Source organism: Paraburkholderia sp. MM6662-R1 (assembly GCF_050436245.1).
Taxonomy (GTDB): Bacteria; Pseudomonadota; Gammaproteobacteria; order Burkholderiales; family Burkholderiaceae; genus Paraburkholderia; species Paraburkholderia tuberum.
Window position 1 is genome coordinate 3161966 of record NZ_JBNDLV010000001.1, and the last position, 17813, is coordinate 3179778.

Annotated in this window: 15 protein-coding genes, 2 pseudogenes and 1 riboswitch; of the genes and pseudogenes, 4 read left to right on the top strand and 13 right to left on the bottom strand. The window is 66.6% G+C overall.

Annotated features, from left to right (window positions below; genetic code table 11):
- Positions 1-53 precede the first annotated feature (53 nt).
- From OKW39_RS14970 to OKW39_RS14985, 4 genes are all read right to left on the bottom strand, one after another.
- Positions 54-287 (bottom strand): Fis family transcriptional regulator, encoded by a 234-nt coding sequence (locus tag OKW39_RS14970; RefSeq protein ID WP_008919619.1) that lies wholly within the window; start codon positions 285-287, stop codon positions 54-56.
- Entirely contained in the window at positions 284-1360 is a 1077-nt protein-coding gene (gene dusB / locus OKW39_RS14975; RefSeq protein WP_090801809.1) for a tRNA dihydrouridine synthase DusB, read from the bottom strand. Before dusB ends, OKW39_RS14970 begins: the two co-directional genes overlap by 4 nt.
- Positions 1361-1548: 188 nt before the next feature.
- Positions 1549-2820 (bottom strand): UbiH/UbiF/VisC/COQ6 family ubiquinone biosynthesis hydroxylase, encoded by a 1272-nt coding sequence (locus tag OKW39_RS14980; RefSeq protein ID WP_429562944.1) that lies wholly within the window; start codon positions 2818-2820, stop codon positions 1549-1551.
- Positions 2821-2826: 6 nt separating this feature from the next.
- A complete protein-coding gene (locus OKW39_RS14985) occupies positions 2827-4245 on the bottom strand; it encodes an aminopeptidase P N-terminal domain-containing protein (RefSeq protein WP_429562945.1) in 1419 nt (472 codons plus the stop codon).
- Between the two features lie 211 nt (positions 4246-4456).
- On the opposite strand from OKW39_RS14985, the gene OKW39_RS14990 reads away from it, so the two are divergent.
- Positions 4457-5071, top strand: a complete 615-nt coding sequence (locus OKW39_RS14990) for a glutathione S-transferase C-terminal domain-containing protein (protein WP_018421769.1) — start codon at positions 4457-4459, stop codon at positions 5069-5071.
- Positions 5072-5153: 82 nt separating this feature from the next.
- On the opposite strand, the gene lnt is transcribed toward OKW39_RS14990, so the two are convergent.
- The 7 genes and pseudogenes from lnt to OKW39_RS15025 all read right to left on the bottom strand — a co-directional run.
- Complete coding sequence (lnt, locus tag OKW39_RS14995; protein WP_429562946.1) at positions 5154-6911, bottom strand: apolipoprotein N-acyltransferase; 1758 nt, start codon at positions 6909-6911, stop codon at positions 5154-5156.
- Positions 6912-7042: 131 nt separating this feature from the next.
- A complete protein-coding gene (locus OKW39_RS15000) occupies positions 7043-7948 on the bottom strand; it encodes an HlyC/CorC family transporter (RefSeq protein ID WP_187609955.1) in 906 nt (301 codons plus the stop codon).
- A 219-nt stretch (positions 7949-8167) separates the two neighbouring features.
- Positions 8168-8827, bottom strand: coding sequence for a gamma-glutamylcyclotransferase (locus tag OKW39_RS15005; protein ID WP_429562947.1), 660 nt, complete (start codon positions 8825-8827; stop codon positions 8168-8170).
- Positions 8828-8868: 41 nt separating this feature from the next.
- Positions 8869-9330: an rRNA maturation RNase YbeY gene (gene ybeY, locus OKW39_RS15010; RefSeq protein WP_090801800.1), complete on the bottom strand. Its 462-nt coding sequence runs from the start codon at positions 9328-9330 to the stop codon at positions 8869-8871.
- 82 nt (positions 9331-9412) lie between these two features.
- Positions 9413-10495, bottom strand: a complete 1083-nt coding sequence (locus OKW39_RS15015; RefSeq protein WP_090801798.1) for a PhoH family protein — start codon at positions 10493-10495, stop codon at positions 9413-9415.
- A 43-nt stretch (positions 10496-10538) separates the two neighbouring features.
- Positions 10539-11924 carry a tRNA (N6-isopentenyl adenosine(37)-C2)-methylthiotransferase MiaB gene (gene miaB, locus OKW39_RS15020; protein WP_429362979.1) on the bottom strand — a complete coding sequence of 462 codons (1386 nt, stop codon included), beginning with the start codon at positions 11922-11924 and terminating at the stop codon, positions 10539-10541.
- Positions 11925-12056: 132 nt separating this feature from the next.
- A pseudogene (locus tag OKW39_RS15025) lies at positions 12057-12713 on the bottom strand (substrate binding domain-containing protein); the annotation flags it as partial.
- On the opposite strand from OKW39_RS15025, the pseudogene OKW39_RS15030 reads away from it, so the two are divergent.
- The 3 genes and pseudogenes from OKW39_RS15030 to ribB all read left to right on the top strand — a co-directional run.
- Positions 12704-13381, top strand: a pseudogene (locus OKW39_RS15030) (MFS transporter); the annotation flags it as partial. The pseudogenes OKW39_RS15025 and OKW39_RS15030 sit on opposite strands and share 10 nt — an antisense overlap.
- 131 nt (positions 13382-13512) lie before the next feature.
- The gene (locus tag OKW39_RS15035; protein ID WP_429335301.1) at positions 13513-14214 is read left to right on the top strand and encodes a helix-turn-helix domain-containing protein; all 702 of its coding nucleotides are present in this window, start codon (positions 13513-13515) and stop codon (positions 14212-14214) included.
- Positions 14215-14351: 137 nt separating this feature from the next.
- Positions 14352-14535: riboswitch (FMN riboswitch) on the top strand.
- A gap of 148 nt (positions 14536-14683) precedes the next feature.
- Complete coding sequence (ribB, locus tag OKW39_RS15040) at positions 14684-15403, top strand: 3,4-dihydroxy-2-butanone-4-phosphate synthase (protein WP_176078967.1); 720 nt, start codon at positions 14684-14686, stop codon at positions 15401-15403.
- A gap of 95 nt (positions 15404-15498) precedes the next feature.
- On the opposite strand, the gene OKW39_RS15045 is transcribed toward ribB, so the two are convergent.
- Positions 15499-16185, bottom strand: coding sequence for an HAD family hydrolase (locus tag OKW39_RS15045; RefSeq protein ID WP_429562948.1), 687 nt, complete (start codon positions 16183-16185; stop codon positions 15499-15501).
- A gap of 123 nt (positions 16186-16308) precedes the next feature.
- On the bottom strand, positions 16309-17808 hold the full coding sequence (gene glpK, locus OKW39_RS15050; RefSeq protein WP_090805462.1) for a glycerol kinase GlpK: 1500 nt from the start codon (positions 17806-17808) through the stop codon (positions 16309-16311).
- Positions 17809-17813: the final 5 nt, after the last annotated feature.

Below are 17813 nucleotides of genomic sequence, written 5' to 3' on the forward strand. Positions count from 1 at the left end.
TGAAGACGAAAAGCCGAAGGGAAACGTGGCAGGGCGCGAGAAACTACGACGCGCTACAGCAAACCGTGTTGTTGCAGCTTCTTGCGCAGCGTATTGCGGTTGATGCCGAGATACTCGGCGGCCAGCGACTGGTTGCCGCCGGCCTGCTCGAGCACCACTTCGAGCAAGGGTTTTTCCACGCATGAAATGACCATGTCGTAGACGTCGTGCGGATTGGAGCCGTCGAGATCCTGGAAATACACGTCCAGGCTGTCGCGGACAGATTGTTCGATGTTGTTCTTGCTCATGCTGCCAGTCGGTCGGAGTTGTCCTCGCTCTCGCTGTCGAGCCCGGGGTTGCCGGGCGCTTCGTCGACGTAGACGAGGCGGTCTGAGATCGCCTTTTGCGCGTCAAAGAACTCGTTGACGGCGAGGAGTTGTTCGCGCGTGGTGTCCAGCGTATTCATGCGATGCCGGAACAGGTTGGCGCCGGAAAGGCCGCGAGTGTACCAGCCGATGTGCTTGCGCGCAGTGCGGACACCGGTAAATTCCCCGTAAAAAGCGTAGTGATCTTCGAGATGTTCGTTCATCACCTGCTGGATTTCGTCGATGCGCGGCGGCGGCAGCAACTCGCCCGTTTGCAGGAAATGCTCGATCTCGCGAAAGAGCCACGGACGCCCCTGCGCGGCGCGCCCGATCATGATCGCGTCCGCGCCGGTCGCGGCGAGCACCTCGCGCGCCTTTTGCGGCGACGTGATGTCGCCGTTCGCGACGACCGGAATGCGCACCGCCGCCTTTACCGCGGCGATGGTTTCGTACTCGGCGTCGCCGTGGTACAGGTCCGCGCGCGTGCGGCCGTGCACGGTCAGCATCGAAATGCCCGCTGCTTGCGCGAGACGCGCGACGTTCAGCGCGTTTTTGTTCTCGCGATTCCAGCCGGTGCGGATTTTCAGCGTGACGGGCACCGCGTCGGGCCCGACGCCGACCGCGTTCACGACGGCCTCGACGATGCGCTGCACGAGCGGTTCGTTTTGCAGCAGCGCCGAGCCGGCCGCGACGTTGCAGACCTTCTTGGCTGGGCAGCCCATGTTGATGTCGATGATCTGCGCGCCGTTCGCGACGTTGTAGCGGGCGGCTTCGGCCATCATCTCCGGGTCCGCGCCGGCGATCTGCACCGCGATCGGCTCGACCTCGCCTTCGTGGTTCGCGCGGCGCATGGTCTTTTCGCTCTTCCACAGCTGCGCGTTCGACGCGACCATTTCCGACACCGCATAGCCCGCGCCGAGCCGTTTGCACAGCTGGCGGAACGGTCGGTCGGTCACGCCGGCCATCGGGGCGACGAACAGGTTGTTACGCAGATTGTGGGGGCCGAGAGGGGGCATGGCGTGAGCGCGCGCCGACGACGGGCCAGGATTTGACAATCGTGACAGCCGGCGCAGCGCGAAATGCGAGGGAAAACCGCTATTTTAGCGTTAACGGGTTGCCGGGACTCGCGAACCGAGTCTCGTAACCCGTTAAATCTTCTATGAAAGTCGCCCGGCTCATAGAACCGCGCAGCGATTTCTCGCGCTTAACGGCGCTGGCCGAACATCATCTGCCGGGCGAGCGCGGTTTTGACCGGCGGCACGAATTCGAGTGCGGTCAGGGCGAGGCCGCGCAGTACCGCGAGCGGCGCGAAGTCGACGGTAAAGAGGCGCGCGAGCGTGTCGGTCGAGCCGATCGTCAGGCGCCGGTCGAGCGCGCGGCGTTGCGCGAAGGTGGCGAGCGCGAGCGGGGTCGGGCCTTCGGCCGACAGCGCGTCGACGAGCGCGTGCGCATCGCGCAAGCCCAGATTGAGGCCCTGGCCGGCTACCGGATGCAACGTCTGCGCCGCATTGCCGATCGCGACGATGTGGCCGTTCACCAGCGTATCGACCGTGTTGAGACCAAGCGGGAACGACGCGCGACCCTTGATGTCCGTAAAGCGGCCCATGCGGTTGCCGAACGCGGCGTCGAGCTCGCGCAGGAACGCTTCGTCGGAAAGCTCCGCGCGGCGCGCGGCTTCGTCGGGCGCGCAGCACCAGACGAGCGCGTAGTCGGCACCACGCACGCCACCCATCGGCAGTAGCGCGATCGGACCTTGCGACGTGAAGCGCTCCCATGCGACGTGCGGCTGCGGCGCGGACACGGTGACCGTGCCGACCAGCGCGGTCTGGCCGTAGTCGCGCGAGCCGGCGCTGTTTTTACCGATGTCGCGTGCGCCGGCGTATTCGTCCGTGGCGCGGCTCGGATTTTTCGCGTGCTTCTGGTCACCGAACAGGCCGCCCTCGGCGTTGACCAGAATCCGCGTGCGCAACCGGCGCGCGACGCCCGCGGTTTCGATCGGCAGCGTGACGCCGTCGAGCTCCTGAACCGGCGCGCCGGCCGAGGTCGAGCGGAACCAGTGGACCGGCGTCGCATGCACGGCGTCGGCGAGGCCATGCACGATCGAGCCATAGCGCAGCACGTAGCCGAGCGCGGGCAGGCCGTGCTCGCGATGATCGATCAGCGTGCGACCGAAATGACCGCGTTGCGACACGTGGATGCGCTCGATCGCGGTGGCGTCGGCGGGCCAGCGCAGCGGCTCGAGGATCATCCGGCTGCCGTGCGAGACCGCGATCGCGCGCGGATCGGCGATCGAGTCCTCCGGCTCGCGCGCGTCGACGAGCGCGATCTTCAGCTCGCGCGTCATGCTGCGGCGCGCGAGCCAGCCGGCGAGCGCGAGGCCGACCGGCCCAGCGCCGACGATCGTCACGTCGAAATCGAACCCCTGCTGGCGGGAGGCGGGCCTCAGGATCACCGCCGAGGGAGATGCTTCGTTCATCGCGGATCAGGTCCTCTGTTGATGCGACGCTTGATGGAGGGCTCGTGCTTCCTGCATCAGCGCCTCGATCTCGTCGGCGGCGACCGGCACGTTGCGCGTGATCAGCTCACAGCCGGTCGGCGTCACGATCGCGTCGTCCTCGATGCGGATGCCGATGTTCCAGTAGCGTTCGGGCACACCCTCGGCCGGGCGGACGTACAAGCCCGGCTCGATCGTCAGCGTCATCGACGCGCGCAGCGTGCGCCACGGCAGCACGCCCGTTTCGTCGCGCGGCGCGCCGCGCTCGCGGTAGTCGCCGCAGTCGTGCACGTCCATGCCGAGCCAGTGGCCGGTGCGGTGCATGTAGAACGGCACGTAGGCGCGCTCGGCGATCACGTCGTCGACCGAGGCGAACTTCGCGCGCGGCACGATGCCGGTGTCGAGCAGCCCCTGCGACAGCACGCGCAGCGCGGCCTGATGCGGATCGTCGAAGCTCGCACCGGCGCGCGTCGCATCGGCGGCGGCCTGCTGCGCTGCCAGCACGATGTCGTACAGCTCGCGCTGCGCCGGCGTGAAACGCCCGCTCGCCGGAAACGTGCGCGTGATGTCGGACGCGTAGCCGTCGAGTTCGCAGGCCGCGTCGATCAGGATCAGGTCGCCGTCGCGCGCGATCGCGTTGCCGGCCGGGTAGTGCAGCACGCACGCGTTCGCGCCAGCCGCGACGATCGACGTATAGGCCGGCGCCTGCGCGCCAAACTTGCGGAACGTGTAGAGCAGTTCGGCCTCGAGTTCGTACTCGCGGATACCGGGCCGGCACAGCGCCATCGCGCGACGATGCGCGGCCGCCGAAATCTGTCCGGCGCGGCGCATGATCGCGAGTTCGTGGTCGTCCTTGACGAGCCGCATCTCGTCGAGCAACGGCAGCACGTCGCGCGCGGCCGTGGGCGCGACGGTGCCGCCACGGCTTTGCGCGCGCACCGCGTCGAGCCAGCCGCGCACCTGCTCGTCGAAATGCGCCGAGGTGCCGAACGCGTAGTGCAGCACCGGCTTGTCGGCGATGATGCGCGGCAGCTGCGTGTCGAGTTCGCCGATCGGGAACGCGGCGTCGAGCCCGAATGCTTCGCGCGCGCCCTCGGGGCCGAAGCGGAAGCCTTCCCATGTCTCGCGCTCGACGCTTTTCTCGCGGCAGAACAGCATCGACGCGGGCGCGCCGGGCGCGGCGCTGGCATCGAGCACCAGCAGCGCTTCGGGCTCGGTGAAGCCGGTCAGATAATAGAAGTAGCTGTCGTGGCGGTACGGGTAGTCAGTGTCGCGGTTGCGCAGCGCTTCCGGCGCGGTCGGGACGATGGCGACGCCGCCGCCCGCGGCGCGGAGCGCGGCGAGAACGCGCTCGCGGCGCGTGCGATAGACGTCGATGGCGATGGTGGGTTCGGTCGGCTGGTTCATCGTGCGATTGTAGCGCCGCGATTCTCCTGGCCCCATTCTCCGCGCACGACATTGACTCGCTTTGTGCGGCTCCGGACGGCGCGGCGGACGCCGTCATGTTGCAATCCGTCCACAGCGGCTAGGCGGGCGGTTCGCGAAGATGGCGCCAGCACGCTCGCGGAAGCCTTAGACCACTTATACTTTCGCCGGATTCAGAAAAAGGCAGAAGGTCATGATGAAACTCATCGGTTCGTTCGGCAGCCCGTTCGTGCGCAAAGCACGCATCGTGCTCGCCGATAAGAAGATCGACTACGAACTGGTGCCCGAGAACGTCTGGGCGCCGGATACCCGGATTCACACCTTCAATCCGCTCGGCAAGGTGCCGTGCCTCGTGATGGAAGACGGCGAGGCCGTGTTCGATTCACGCGTGATCTGCGAGTACGTCGATACGCTGTCGCCGGTCGGCAAGCTGATTCCGCCGTCGGGGCGCGAGCGCGTCGCAGTGCGCTGCTGGGAAGCGCTCGCCGACGGCATGCTCGACGCGGCCGTGCTGATCCGTCTCGAAGGCACGCAGCGCGCGCCCGAGCAGCGCGTGGACGCGTGGCTCGCGCGGCAGCAGCGCAAGATCGACGAAGCGCTGATCGCGATGTCGCAAGGGCTCGGCAGCAAGCCGTGGTGCGCGAGCAATCACTACACGCTGGCCGACATCGCGGTGGGCTGCGCGCTCGGCTATCTGGACTTCCGTATGCCGGAACTGAACTGGCGCGAATCGCATCCGAACTTGGACAAGCACTTCCAGAAGCTGTCGCTGCGGCAGTCGTTCATCGATACGGTGCCGAAGGATTGATGAAGCTCGAACGAGCATGAAAAAAATGCGCCTGCATGTCAGGCGCATTTTTTTTGCGGGTGTCGTGCCTTTGGCGTCGGCGTTACCGCTTGCCGTTGCGTCGCCGCGCGAGCCCCGGTCCGAACGCGAAACCGAACGCGAGCAGCAGCGCCGACACCGCGAGCACCGTGTTGTTGCCGCTCGTCACGTAAGGCGTGTAGCCTGAGGTGCCTTGCACGCGCACGTCGAGCGAACCGACCGTGTAGGGCGTCAGGCGCCCGATCACGCGGCCGTTCGCGTCGATCGCGGCGGTGATGCCGGTGTTGGTTGCGCGCAGCATCGGCCGGCCGGTTTCGAGCGAGCGCATGCGCGCGATCTGCAGATGCTGGTCGAGCGCGATCGTGTCGCCGAACCACGCGAGATTGGTCGAGTTGATCAGCACGCCGGCGGGCGTCGCATTCTCGCGCAGCGTGCGCGCGATCTCCTCGCCGAAGATGTCCTCGTAGCAGATGTTCACCGCGACCGGCTGGTTATGCACCATGAACGGCTTTTGTACCGGCGGGCCGCGGAAGAAATCGCCGAGCGGAATGTTCATCAGGTTCACGAACCAGCGGAAGCCCCACGGCACGAATTCGCCGAACGGTACCAGATGGTGCTTGTCGTAGCGATAAATCTCGTGCGAGCCGGGCGTGACGCCGAACAGGCTATTGGTGTAGTCGACCACCCGGCCGTCCGGCGTGATCGTGCCGCCGATCGCGCCGAACAGCAGCGCGCTGCCGGTCGAATCCGTGAACTGGCGGATCGCGGCCGCGAAGTTCGGCGGAAGCTGCTGCGCGAGCACGGGGATCGCGGTTTCCGGCGTGACGATCAGATCGGCCGGCTTCGACGTGATCATCTGCTGATACTCATCGACCGCCGCGCGCAAGCCGGCTTCCTCGAACTTCATCTCCTGCTTCACGTTGCCTTGCAACAGCCGCACCGACAGCGCCGCGTTGGCGGGCGTGGTCCACTGCACGAGCGGCAGCAGCAGGCCGATCACGAGCAGCGCGAGCGCGACGCCAGCAGGCACGACGATGGGGGCGATGCGCGTGCCGCGGCCCCGCGCGGCGCGGCCGCCGGCGTCATCAGCGGCGCTGGCGTTCGGCTCGAGCGATTCATTCGCCCGCCCGGAGCGCCACGACGGCGGCAGCGCCAGCAACGCCTGCACGATCAACGCGGCCGTCAGCGCAACCATCCAACCGACGCCATATACGCCGACCACCGGCGCAAACCCCGCCAACGGGCCGTCGACCTGCGCATAACCGGTGGCGAGCCACGGAAAGCCGGTGAACACCGTGCCGCGCAGCCATTCGCCGATCGCCCACGCGCTCGCAAAGGCGAGCGCGCCGTGCCAGGTCGGCGAGAATGGCGCGCGCTCGTCGGCCGCGCCCTTGCGCGCATGGCCCGCGCAGAACGACCACACTCCCGCGGCGAGCGCCGGATAGACCGCGAGATACAGGCAGAACAGCACGAGCGCCGTGCCGGCGAGCGGTGCCGGCATGCCACCGTAGTAGTGCATGCTCACATACAGCCACCAGACCCCGCTCACGAAGTTGCCGAAGCCGAACGCGCCGCCCGTCAGCGCGGCGCTTTTCCAGCCGGTGCTGCGCGTGAGCCACGCGAAGAAGAACACGAAGATCGCGAGTTGCAGCCAGCCGCCATGCGGCGTCGGCGCGAACGACAGCGTATTGGCCGCGCCAGCGGCCAGTGCGACGAGGTAGTGCCAGCGCGGCAGCGCGCGGCTGCGCGTGCCGTCTTCGGTGGAAGCGGGAGCGGGGGCGCTCACGCCGCGGTGCGAACGGGAAGTGATCGGGTCGGCCATTGTTGCGCGGTCGGCGTCGGTAGTTGAAAGGGCAACTCAGTACGCAAACGAGTTGGCAAATGGAGTTGGCAAATGCGTCGGCAATGAAAGCGCGCGGGCGCTCAGGCCGTGCATCGGCCCGAGCCGCCGGCTCAGGTCTGCGCGTGCTGTGACTCGCGCTCGCGCTCGCCCGCGAGCGGGTCGCGGCGCACCAGCAGCATGTGGATCTGGCGGGCGTCGCCGCGCAGGATCTCGAAGATCAGGTCGTCGAGGCGGACTTTCTCGCCCCGATGCGGCACCCGGCCGAAGTGATGCGTGACCAGCCCGCCGATCGTGTCGACCTCGTCGTCCGAATAATGCGTGCCGAAGGTGTCGTTGAACTGCTCGATCTCGGTCAGCGCGCGCACGCGGAAGCGTCCGTCCGGCGAAGCGATGATGTTGCCGCTCTCCTCGTCGAAATCGTATTCGTCCTCGATGTCGCCGACGATCTGCTCCAGTACGTCTTCGATCGTGATCAGGCCCGCGACGCCGCCGTACTCGTCGACGACCACCGCGAGGTGGTTGCGGTTCACGCGAAAGTCGTGCAGCAGCACGTTCAGCCGCTTCGACTCGGGGATGAACACGGCAGGGCGCAGCATGCCGCGCACGTCGAACTCTTCTTCGGCGTAGTAGCGCAGCAGATCTTTCGCGAGCAGCACGCCGATGATGTTGTCGCGATTGCCCTCGTAGACCGGATAGCGCGAATGCGCCTTGTCCAGCACGTAGGGGATGAATTCAGCGGGATTGTCCGCGATGTTGATCGCGTCCATTTGCGCGCGCGGCACCATGATGTCGCGTGCGCTCAGTTCCGACACCTGGAACACGCCTTCGATCATCGACAGCGAGTCGGCGTCGATCAGGTTGCGTTCGTGCGCGTCCTGCAGAATTTCCAGAAGTTCGGCGCGCGAGTCGGGCTCGGGCGAGATGAAGTCGGTCAGGCGCTCGAGCAGCGAGCGCTTTTCCTGCGGTTTGTCGAGTTGACGTCCGGTATGGCGTCGACTGGGATACGTGTCGTTCATGGTAGTGCGCCCGGCGAGACTGGGCGCGCTGTTGCAGAGCGTTAAGGATACACCAGGCGCATGGCGGAACCGTGTCCCGCCGGGCCCGGCGATGAGCGAAGCCAGGGTGAAACGGCCCCGCCGCGACGGCGGAGCGTGGAATCATCCTAACCGATTACGCGGGCAAAAGCGCTCGCTGGCAAAAAAGTCGCGGGTGGGGTTTTCGCCGAGATGCCGCGGTCACACGGCCGGCTTGCAGCGCGCGAGCAGCGCTTCGAGCGCGCGGTCCGGCATGCCGCTTTCGCGCAGCGCGTGCACGGTGCGGCTCACGTAGTCGAAGGTCGTGCCGTAGCGGCCGCTCGCACAGCCCAGCACGGTCTGGATGATGTCGTCGCGCAGCTTGCCGGTGTAGCTCGGCACGTCGCGGCGCATCACGAATGCGAGCGCGTCGACGCGCCGGCCGTCCGCGAGCACGCACGGCAGCCACGCGGGACGGTACGAGCCCATCGGCATTTCGCGGCGCCACAGTGCTTCGAGATGCGGCCTCGAGCCATCGGCCGCGAGCCGGAAAGCCATGCCGGTGCACGAGCCGCCGCGATCGAGCGCGAGCACGAGGCCGGGCTGCTCTAGCGTGCCGCGATTGACTCGCGACCACAGATAGAGTCCGCGGTGATAGCCGTGCACCTTCGAGCGCATCGCCTCGACGGTCGGCAGGCCCGGGTTCCAGATCAGCGAGCCATAGCCGAACAGCCACAGATCGCTTTGGCGGTCCCAGCCGCGCAACGTGGATTCGAGCGACGCGCGCAGTTCGTCGTCCGTCAGGAGCCGCGAGTCGCCGAGCACCGGCGGGTAGTCCGGACAGCGCACGGGGATATCGGCTTCGGGGGACGGAGTGCTCACGGTGGGTTCGGGCGGGCTGGCGTCGAGGAGGGGCGGAACGCCTATTGGTAAGGGTCCGCAAAGCCGAGCTTGCCGAGGATTTCGGCTTCGATCGCTTCCATTTCCTCGGCTTCTTCTTCGACCTCGTGGTCGTAGCCCTGTGCATGCAGCGTGCCGTGCACGAGCAGGTGCGCGTAATGCGCGGCGAGCGGCTTGCCCTGCTCGGCGGCTTCCTTCTCGACCACCGGGCAGCACAGAATCAGATCGCCCGTGACCGGATCATCTTCCGATTCGGCATAGGCGAAGGTCAGCACGTTGGTCGCGTAATCCTTGCCGCGATAGGTGCGATTCAGCGTGCGGCCTTCTTCGGCGTCGACGAACCGAACCGTCAGTTCGCCGTCCGCGAATAGCGCCGCCTTGATCCAGCCGGCCACCGTCGCGCGCGGCAGCAGCGCCTTGTGTTCCGGCCAGGCTTTGGCGGCGGGGAATTGCAGGCTCAACGTCAGTTTCGGGGTGCGGCTCATGCGGTTTCTATGCGTGGCATTCCTGGCTCAGTCTTTTTTTGCGGCGAGGCGACGCGGGCCTCGCGCTGCGAAGCGCATCGCTTTAGCGCGGATCGACCGCGGCCGGCGACTTCTGCGCATGCGCATCGTACGCCTCCACAATTCGCGCGACCAGCGGATGCCGCACCACGTCCGCGCTCGTGAAACGCGTGAGCGCGATGCCGCGCACGTTCGCGAGCACCTGTTGCGCTTCGATCAGCCCGCTCTTCTGGCCGCGCGGCAGATCGACCTGGGTCGTGTCGCCGGTGACGACCGCCTTCGAGCCGAAGCCGATTCGCGTGAGGAACATCTTCATCTGCTCGGGCGTGGTGTTCTGCGCCTCGTCGAGGATGATGAATGCGTGATTCAGCGTGCGGCCGCGCATGTATGCGAGCGGCGCGATTTCGATCATCTGCCGCTCGAACATCTTCGCGGTTTTGTCGAAGCCGAGCAGGTCGTACAGCGCGTCGTAGAGCGGGCGCAGATACGGATCGACTTTCTGCGCGAGATCGCCCGGCAAAAAGCCGAGCCGCTCGCCCGCCTCGACGGCCGGGCGCGTCAGCACGATGCGTTTGACCTGGTCGCGCTCGAGCGCGTCGACCGCGCAGGCCACCGCGAGATAGGTCTTGCCGGTGCCGGCCGGGCCGACGCCGAACGTGACGTCGTGCGACACGATCTGCTTCAGGTACTCGCGCTGCGCCGGCGTGCGGCCGCGCAGATCCGCGCGTCGCGTGTACAGCTTCGGGCCGTATTCCTCGAAGTCGTCCTCGCTCGCAGTGGCGTCGGCGGGCTGGTCGAACGGGTGATCGGGATTGCCGGCGAAGTGCGCGTCGACGGTGTCGCCATTGCCATTGCCGTTGCCATTCGAACGATGACGCACCGGATGACGCACTTCGATGAGCGCGAGCTGGATGTCGTCGACCGACAAAGGCTCGCGCGCGTTGTTGTAGAAGTTTTCGAGCGCGGTGAGCGCGAGCTTCGCGCCGCGCCCGCGGATCGCGATGCGGTGGCCGCGGCGCTGCAGGGTCACGTCGAGCGCCTGCTCGATCTGCCGCAGATTTTCGTCGAGCGGTCCGCAGAGGTTGGCGAGCCGCGCATTATCTTCGCGCGGTGCGGTGAATTCCAGAGGCTGCTGAGTGGTCTTCAAGGCGGTGAGTCGATCCTGTCGGTTGCGGTACTCAGAATGTCGTTCAATGCGTCGTCGCGGCGCTGTCGTCGTGAACCATCACGAGTTCACCACGCAGCGAGTGCGGATACGCGTGCACGATCTTCACGTCGACCATCTGACCGATCAGCCGTGCATGCGACGCGACCGGCGCCGGGAAATTGACGACGCGGTTGTTCCCGGTGCGGCCCGCGAGCTCGTTCGGGTCCTTGCGCGCCGGGCGCTCGACCAGAATGCGTTCGACCTTGCCGACCATCGCGTCGCTGATGCGCTGCACGTTCTCTTCGATCGTGGCCTGCAGATGTTGCAGGCGCTTGAGCTTCACCTCGCGCGGCGTGTCGTCGTGCAGGTTCGCGGCCGGCGTACCGGGACGCGGGCTGTAGATGAACGAGAAGCTCGTGTCGTACTTCATCTCTTCGACGAGCGCCATCATCTTCGCGAAGTCTTCCTCGGTCTCGCCGGGGAAGCCGACGATCATGTCCGTCGACAGCGACAGGTCCGGGCGAATCGCGCGCAGCTTGCGGATCACCGACTTGTACTCGAGCACGGTGTAGCCGCGCTTCATCGCCATCAGGATGCGGTCGGAGCCGTGCTGCACCGGCAGATGCAGGTGGCTGACGAGCTTCGGCACCTTCGCGTAGGTGTCGATCAGGCGCTGCGTGAACTCCTTCGGATGCGACGTCGTGTAGCGGATCCGTTCGATGCCGGGGAGGTCCGCGACGTATTCGATCAGCGTCGCGAAGTCGGCGATCTCGGTCGAACCCACGGTCGGCGCGCCGCCGAATTTTCCACGATAAGCGTTCACGTTCTGACCGAGCAGCGTGACTTCGCGCACGCCCTGGTCGGCGAGGCCGGCGATTTCGGTCAGCACGTCGTCGAGCGGGCGCGACACTTCCTCGCCGCGCGTGTACGGCACGACGCAGTAGCTGCAGTACTTGCTGCAGCCTTCCATGATCGACACGAACGCGCTCGGACCTTCGACGCGCGCCGGCGGCAGGTGATCGAACTTCTCGATTTCGGGAAACGAAATATCGACCTGCGCGCGGCCGCTCGCGCGGCGCTCGTCGATCATCTGCGGCAGGCGGTGCAGCGTTTGCGGACCGAACACGATATCGACGTACGGCGCGCGCGCGATGATCGATGCGCCTTCCTGACTCGCGACGCAGCCACCCACGCCAATGATCAGATTCGGATTCGCGTCCTTCAGCTCGCGTACGCGGCCGAGGTCGGAGAAGACTTTTTCCTGCGCTTTTTCGCGCACCGAGCAGGTATTGAACAGGATCACGTCGGCGTCTTCCGGCGTGTCGGTCTTGACGAGTCCTTCAGCGGCACCGAGCACGTCGACCATCTTGTCGGAGTCGTACTCGTTCATCTGGCAGCCAAAGGTCTTTACATAAACTTTCTTGGTCATCGAATTTCGCCGGTCGCAGTGGTTAACCTGGGGGCGTCGTAAAAAGGTGAAGGAGGCCGCGGCGCGGGGCAGCGCGGCGCGTGATGGCCAGCTTGAGCGTGTCTTTGCAGCGTAACTGCATATTATAGCCCTTCACGCAACGGGGGTTTCGGCGCTCATTGGCCGGTCCGGCGGCAGTCCCAGCAGGCTTTCCAGTTCATCCGACACCTGCGCGAAGCGCTCGGCGAGGAAATCGAGCAGCACGCGCACGCGCGGCGCCATGAAGCGATTGCGGTGATACAGCGCGTGCAGCGGCGCATCGGGGTAGCGCCATTCCGGCAGCAGGATCTTCAGGCGGCCGGCGCGCAGGTCCGCTTCCACGTCCCACATCGATTTGATCGCGATGCCGTAGCCGCGCAGCGCCCATTCGCGCGCGACCGCGCCGTCGTTGGTTTCGCGCGCCGCTTCGAACGGCACGCTGTAGTGCTGCACCTCGTCACCGCGCGTGAAGCGCCATTCGCTGGCCGGCCCCGATGCGGTGCCGAGCACGATGCAGTCGAAATTGGCGAGGTCGAGCGGGTCCTTCGGCTCGCCGCGACGCCCGACGTATGCCGGTGATGCGCACAGCACCCGCCGGTTCGGCGCGAGCCGGCGCGCGACCAGCGAGCTGTCCTGCGGCACGCCGAAGCGGATCGCCAGATCGATGTCCTCCTGCACGAGATTGGCCAGCGCATCCGACAGCGTCAACGCGAACGTCACGTCCGGGTACAGCGCGTTGAATTCGTCGAGCCAGTGCATCAGCAGGTTGCGGCGTGCTGTCGCTCGCGGGCATCAGCGCGCTGGTGCCGAACCGCCACGACACCGGCCCCGCCGGCCTCGCCCACGAAGTGCGCGTGCTGCAAGACCCGCAAGTGTGGAGCGCCCTCGCGATGACGGTGCTCGGCTTCGGGGGCGTGTTCGTCGTGTTCACCTATATCGCGCCGATCCTCGAGCAGGTGAGCGGTTTTTCGCCGCGCGGCGTGACGCTGATCCTCGTGCTGTTCGGCGTGGGCCTGACGGTCGGCAACATGGTCGGCGGCAAGCTTGCGGACCGCGCGCTGATGCCGTCGCTGATGGGCATTCTCGCCGCGCTCGCGGTCGTGATGGCGATCTTCGCGCGCACCAGCCATTCGCAAGCGGCTGCCGCGATCACGGTGTTCGTGTGGGGCATCGCGGCGTTCGCGACGGTGCCCCCGTTGCAGATGCGCGTGGTCGAGAAGGCGGCCGCCGCGCCGAATCTCGCGTCGACACTGAACATCGGCGCGTTCAACGTCGGCAATGCAGCGGGTGCGTGGCTCGGCGGTCTCGTGATCAATCACGGCCACGCGCTCGATACCTTGCCGTGGGTCGCGGCCGCGGTCAGCGTCGCCGCGCTGCTGCTGACGTGGTTCGCGGCGCGCATGGATGCGCCGGCGCGCGCGCTCGCGCAAAGCGCGTGAGTCGTCTGTTGCTTGCCTCCGCCATGCTGATAACAGTGTGAAGATAACTTCGTTGGGTGCGGCCAAAGCCGATGCTATCTTGCTTCCACCTTACTGCTCTTGCGCCGCCTGGCGGCGCTCTGGAGGCCAATATGCATTCCCCGCTCGCGCTGGTCCGCGATCCCTCTGCCGATGCCGACGCGGCGCCGCGCTCGGCCGAACCCTTCGATGCGCTCGAACAGCTGGTCGGCGTGAATCTGGCGCGGCTGCGCGCCGAACGGCAGCTTTCGCTCGATGCGCTGGCGCGCGCGTCAGGCGTGTCGCGCGCGATGCTCGCGCAGATCGAGTCGGCGCGCAGCGTGCCGTCGATCAAGGTGCTGTGCAAGGTGGCGGCGGCGCTGAAGGTGTCGGTGGCGGCGTTCCTGCGGCGTCACGCGACCAACGGCTTCGAGCATCTGCCGGCCGAGCGCTCGGCCCGCGTGGTCAGCGCGAACGGTCGCTACTCGGTGCGGCCGCTCTATCCCGACGACGAGTCGATCGCCGCCGAGTTTCACGAACTGCGGATCGCCCCGCTGCATACCGAAGCGGGCGTGCGCCGCGCGCCTGGCACGACGGTGAATCTGGTGGTCAGCGACGGTACGCTCGAAGTCAGCGTGCACGACCAGCGTCAACTGCTCGCGACCGGCGACGCGATCGTGTTCGACGCCGACCAGCCGCACAGCCTGCGCAATCCCGGCGACACCGAGGCGCGCGCGTTTCGCGTGACGCTGCGGGCTGAGACGCCGCCGCGCTGGGAAGTGCCGGCCGCGGGCGCCGCACGCGACGAAGCCGCGCGCGAAGACGTGCCGGGTTGAGAATCGACGCGTTCGAGGTTCAAGCGCGGCTCAGGGCGTCGATGCAGGTCCAATGCAGTGAGTAGGGTCTTTGTGCGTCGCGCTGCAGCGCTCGCGCGACTGTTGTATGCTTCGGCCGCCGGTCGAACCGGCAATCAGTGCGTCTTCAGGGCGGGGTGAAATTCCCCACCGGCGGTAGGCCGGCAGCGCGACAGCGTGAGCCGGCAAGCCCGCGAGCGCCCGCATCGCTTAGCCTTCGGAATAGCGGAGACAGCGGCGGGGTCAGCAGATCTGGTCAGAAGCCAGAGCCGACGGTCATAGTCCGGATGGAAGAAGATGTGCAGACAGTCATGTGCGTTCCGCGACGCCGCCTGTAGCCTGGGTGGCGTATCAGCGTCCGCTTTCGCGCGGCGCCTGGGCGGCGCGTGTCAGTCTGTTTGCAATGCCCTGAAACGTTTCTCGCCCAACTTTTGCGATGAGCGTTTCAACTATGTCCTTTGCTACTTTTCCTGCTCCGTCGACGATTGCAGACGATGCCTTCGCCGATCTCCCGCTGCTTGCCACCGAAGCCGTTCCGCCGCGTATCGCCGCCGCCTTGCAGGCGCTGCGCGAGGGCCGCGCCGTGGTGCTGCAGGACGACCACGACCGCGAGAACGAAGCCGATCTGATCGTCGCGGCCGAGCGCCTGTCGGTCGAAACGATGGCGCTGCTGATCCGGGAATGCAGCGGCATCGTCTGCCTGTGCCTGCCCGACGACAAGATCCGCGCGCTCGAACTGCCGCCGATGGCCGTCAACAACGAAAGCCGTCACGGCACCGCGTTCACGGTGTCGATCGAAGCGCGCGAAGGCGTCAGCACCGGCGTGTCCGCGCAGGATCGCGTGACCACGATCCGCGCCGCGATCGCCGATACGGCCAAACCCGCCGACATCGTGCGCCCCGGCCACGTGTTCCCGCTGCGCGCGATGCCGGGCGGCGTGCTGGCGCGGCGCGGCCACACCGAAGGCACCGTCGATCTGGCGATTCTCGCGGGCCTGAAGCCGGCCGGCGTGCTGTGCGAACTGATGAACGCCGACGGCACGATGACGCGTGGCGCGGACGTCGAGCGCTTCGCCGCGCAACATGATCTGCCGATGCTGACGATCGCCGAGCTGGTCGAGTTTCGCGAGTCGCTCGCGCAGGTGCGCGAGGGCGCGATGGCCGAGGCTTGACGGGCCATCCATCGAGCGGCACGCGACGCCATGACGCAAAAAAGCCGGTTCTTCTTCCGAAGAACCGGCTTTTTTATCGGCGTTGCGCAAAACCGCTACGACTGCACGTCGCCGAATTCGCCGCCCACGCCCGCCTCGATGAGCGCCGGCAGTTCATCCATATGCTTGATGATTCGCGTGATACCCATCGCGCGCAGCGCATCCGCGTAGCCGTCCGGAATATGGCTCGCGCCGACGAACGCGATCGTCTTCATGCCGGCCGCGCGCGCCGCGTTCAACCCCGCGACGCTGTCCTCGACGACGAGGCAACGCGCCGGCACGACGCCAAGCGTAGTGGCCGCGAACAGATAGACGTCCGGATACGGCTTCGGCCGCGCGACCTGCTCGGCGCTGAACACGCGCTCGCCGAAAATCTGCTGCAGACCCGCGCGCCGTACCGATGCGGCGACGCGCGACATACGGCTGTTCGACACGACCGCAGCCGGTAGCGTCACGCGTTGCAGCGCGTCGCGCACGCCGTGGATCGGACCGAGCGACGCGGCGAGCGCGAGCTCGACATGGTGCTCGATCGTGTCGAGGAAGTTTACGGGCAGCGTGATGTCGAACTGCGTTTCGAGGCCGGCGAGAAAGCGCGAGGTTTGCTGGCCGAACGCGGTTTTGACGACGGCGGCGAAATCGATGCCGGGGAAAGTGGCCGTCAGCGTGTCGAACATCACGCGATCGGCGATGACTTCACTGTCGACGAGCACGCCGTCGCAGTCACAGATGAGGTGGTCGATCATGCCTGAAAAACGGTAAGCGCAAAGCGCGCGGGCGGCGGGTTGCGGGCCCGCGCGCCGGGATGAAAAGCGTCATCATACGTACTTTCGGACCGCGTCCTTTTGGCGTTCTGCGCGCCCGCGGCCTTACGGCGTATCGGCCCAGGCCTTCGCCGCGCGGATCGCGCGCTGCCAGCCATCGAGGCAGGTCCTGACCTCCGCATGCGGTAGCGCCGGCGTGAAGCGGTGCTCGAGCTTCCACTGGCTTTTCAACTCGTCGATGTCCTTCCAGTAGCCCACCGCAAGACCGGCCAGATAGGCGGCGCCGAGTGCGGTGGTCTCGGACACCTGGGGGCGCACCGTGTCGACGCCGAGGATGTCGGCCTGGAACTGCATCAGCAGATTGTTCGCGCAGGCGCCGCCATCCACGCGCAACTCGCCGATGCGAATGCCCGAGTCGGCTTCCATCGCCTTCAGCACATCGAGCGATTGATAGGCGATCGAATCGAGCGCCGCGCGCGCGAGATGCGCGGAGGTCGTGCCGCGCGTGACGCCGAACAGCGTGCCGCGCGCATGCGCGTTCCAGTGCGGCGCGCCGAGGCCGGCGAACGCGGGCACGAGATACACGCCGTCGCAATGCGGCACGCCGCGCGCGAGCGTTTCGATTTCCGCCGCGTTCCTGATGATGCCGAGGCCGTCGCGCAGCCACTGCACCACGGCGCCGCCGATGAAGATGCTGCCTTCGAGCGCGTAGTCGATACGCTCGCCGATCTGCCAGGCGATCGTCGTGACGAGATTGTTGTTCGATTCGATCGGTTTGGCGCCCGTGTTCATCACGAGGAAGCAGCCGGTGCCGTAGGTGTTCTTGACCATGCCGGACTCGGTGCACATCTGGCCGAACAGCGCGGCGTGCTGATCGCCGGCGATGCCCGCGAGTGGAATCTTCGACGCGAACACGGTGGTCACTGTCGGCCCGTACACCTCCGACGACGGCCGTACTTCCGGCAGCATGCTGCGCGGAATGTCGAGCGCGGCGAGCAGTTCGTCGTCCCACTTCAGGGTGTGGATGTTGAACAGCATCGTGCGCGACGCGTTGGTCACGTCGGTGACGTGCAGCGCGCCCTTCGTGAAATTCCACATCAGCCAGCTGTCGACGGTGCCGAACGCGAGCCGGCCCTGACGCGCTTTTTCGCGCGCGCCTTCGACGTTGTCGAGAATCCAGCGGATTTTGGTCGCCGAGAAATACGAGTCGATCGGCAAGCCGGTCTTCGCGCGCACGCTCGCTTCGAGACCCTGCGCTTTCAGGTCGTCGCAGAAGTCGGCGGTGCGGCGGTCCTGCCAGACGATCGCGTTGTAGATCGGGTGGCCGGTTTCGCGATCCCACACGATCGTGGTTTCGCGCTGGTTCGTGATGCCGATCGCCGCGATCGACGTGCCGTTCATGCCGGCTCGCGTGACCGCCTCGGCGGCGACGCCGGCCTGCGTCGACCAGATTTCCTGCGGATCGTGCTCGACCCAGCCCGGGTGCGGGTAGATCTGCTGGAATTCCTTTTGTGCGGTCGACACGACGTTGCCGCGCCGGTCGAACAGCATCGCGCGCGAGCTGGTGGTGCCTTGGTCAAGCGCGAGAACGTACTGATCCAGCATTGTCT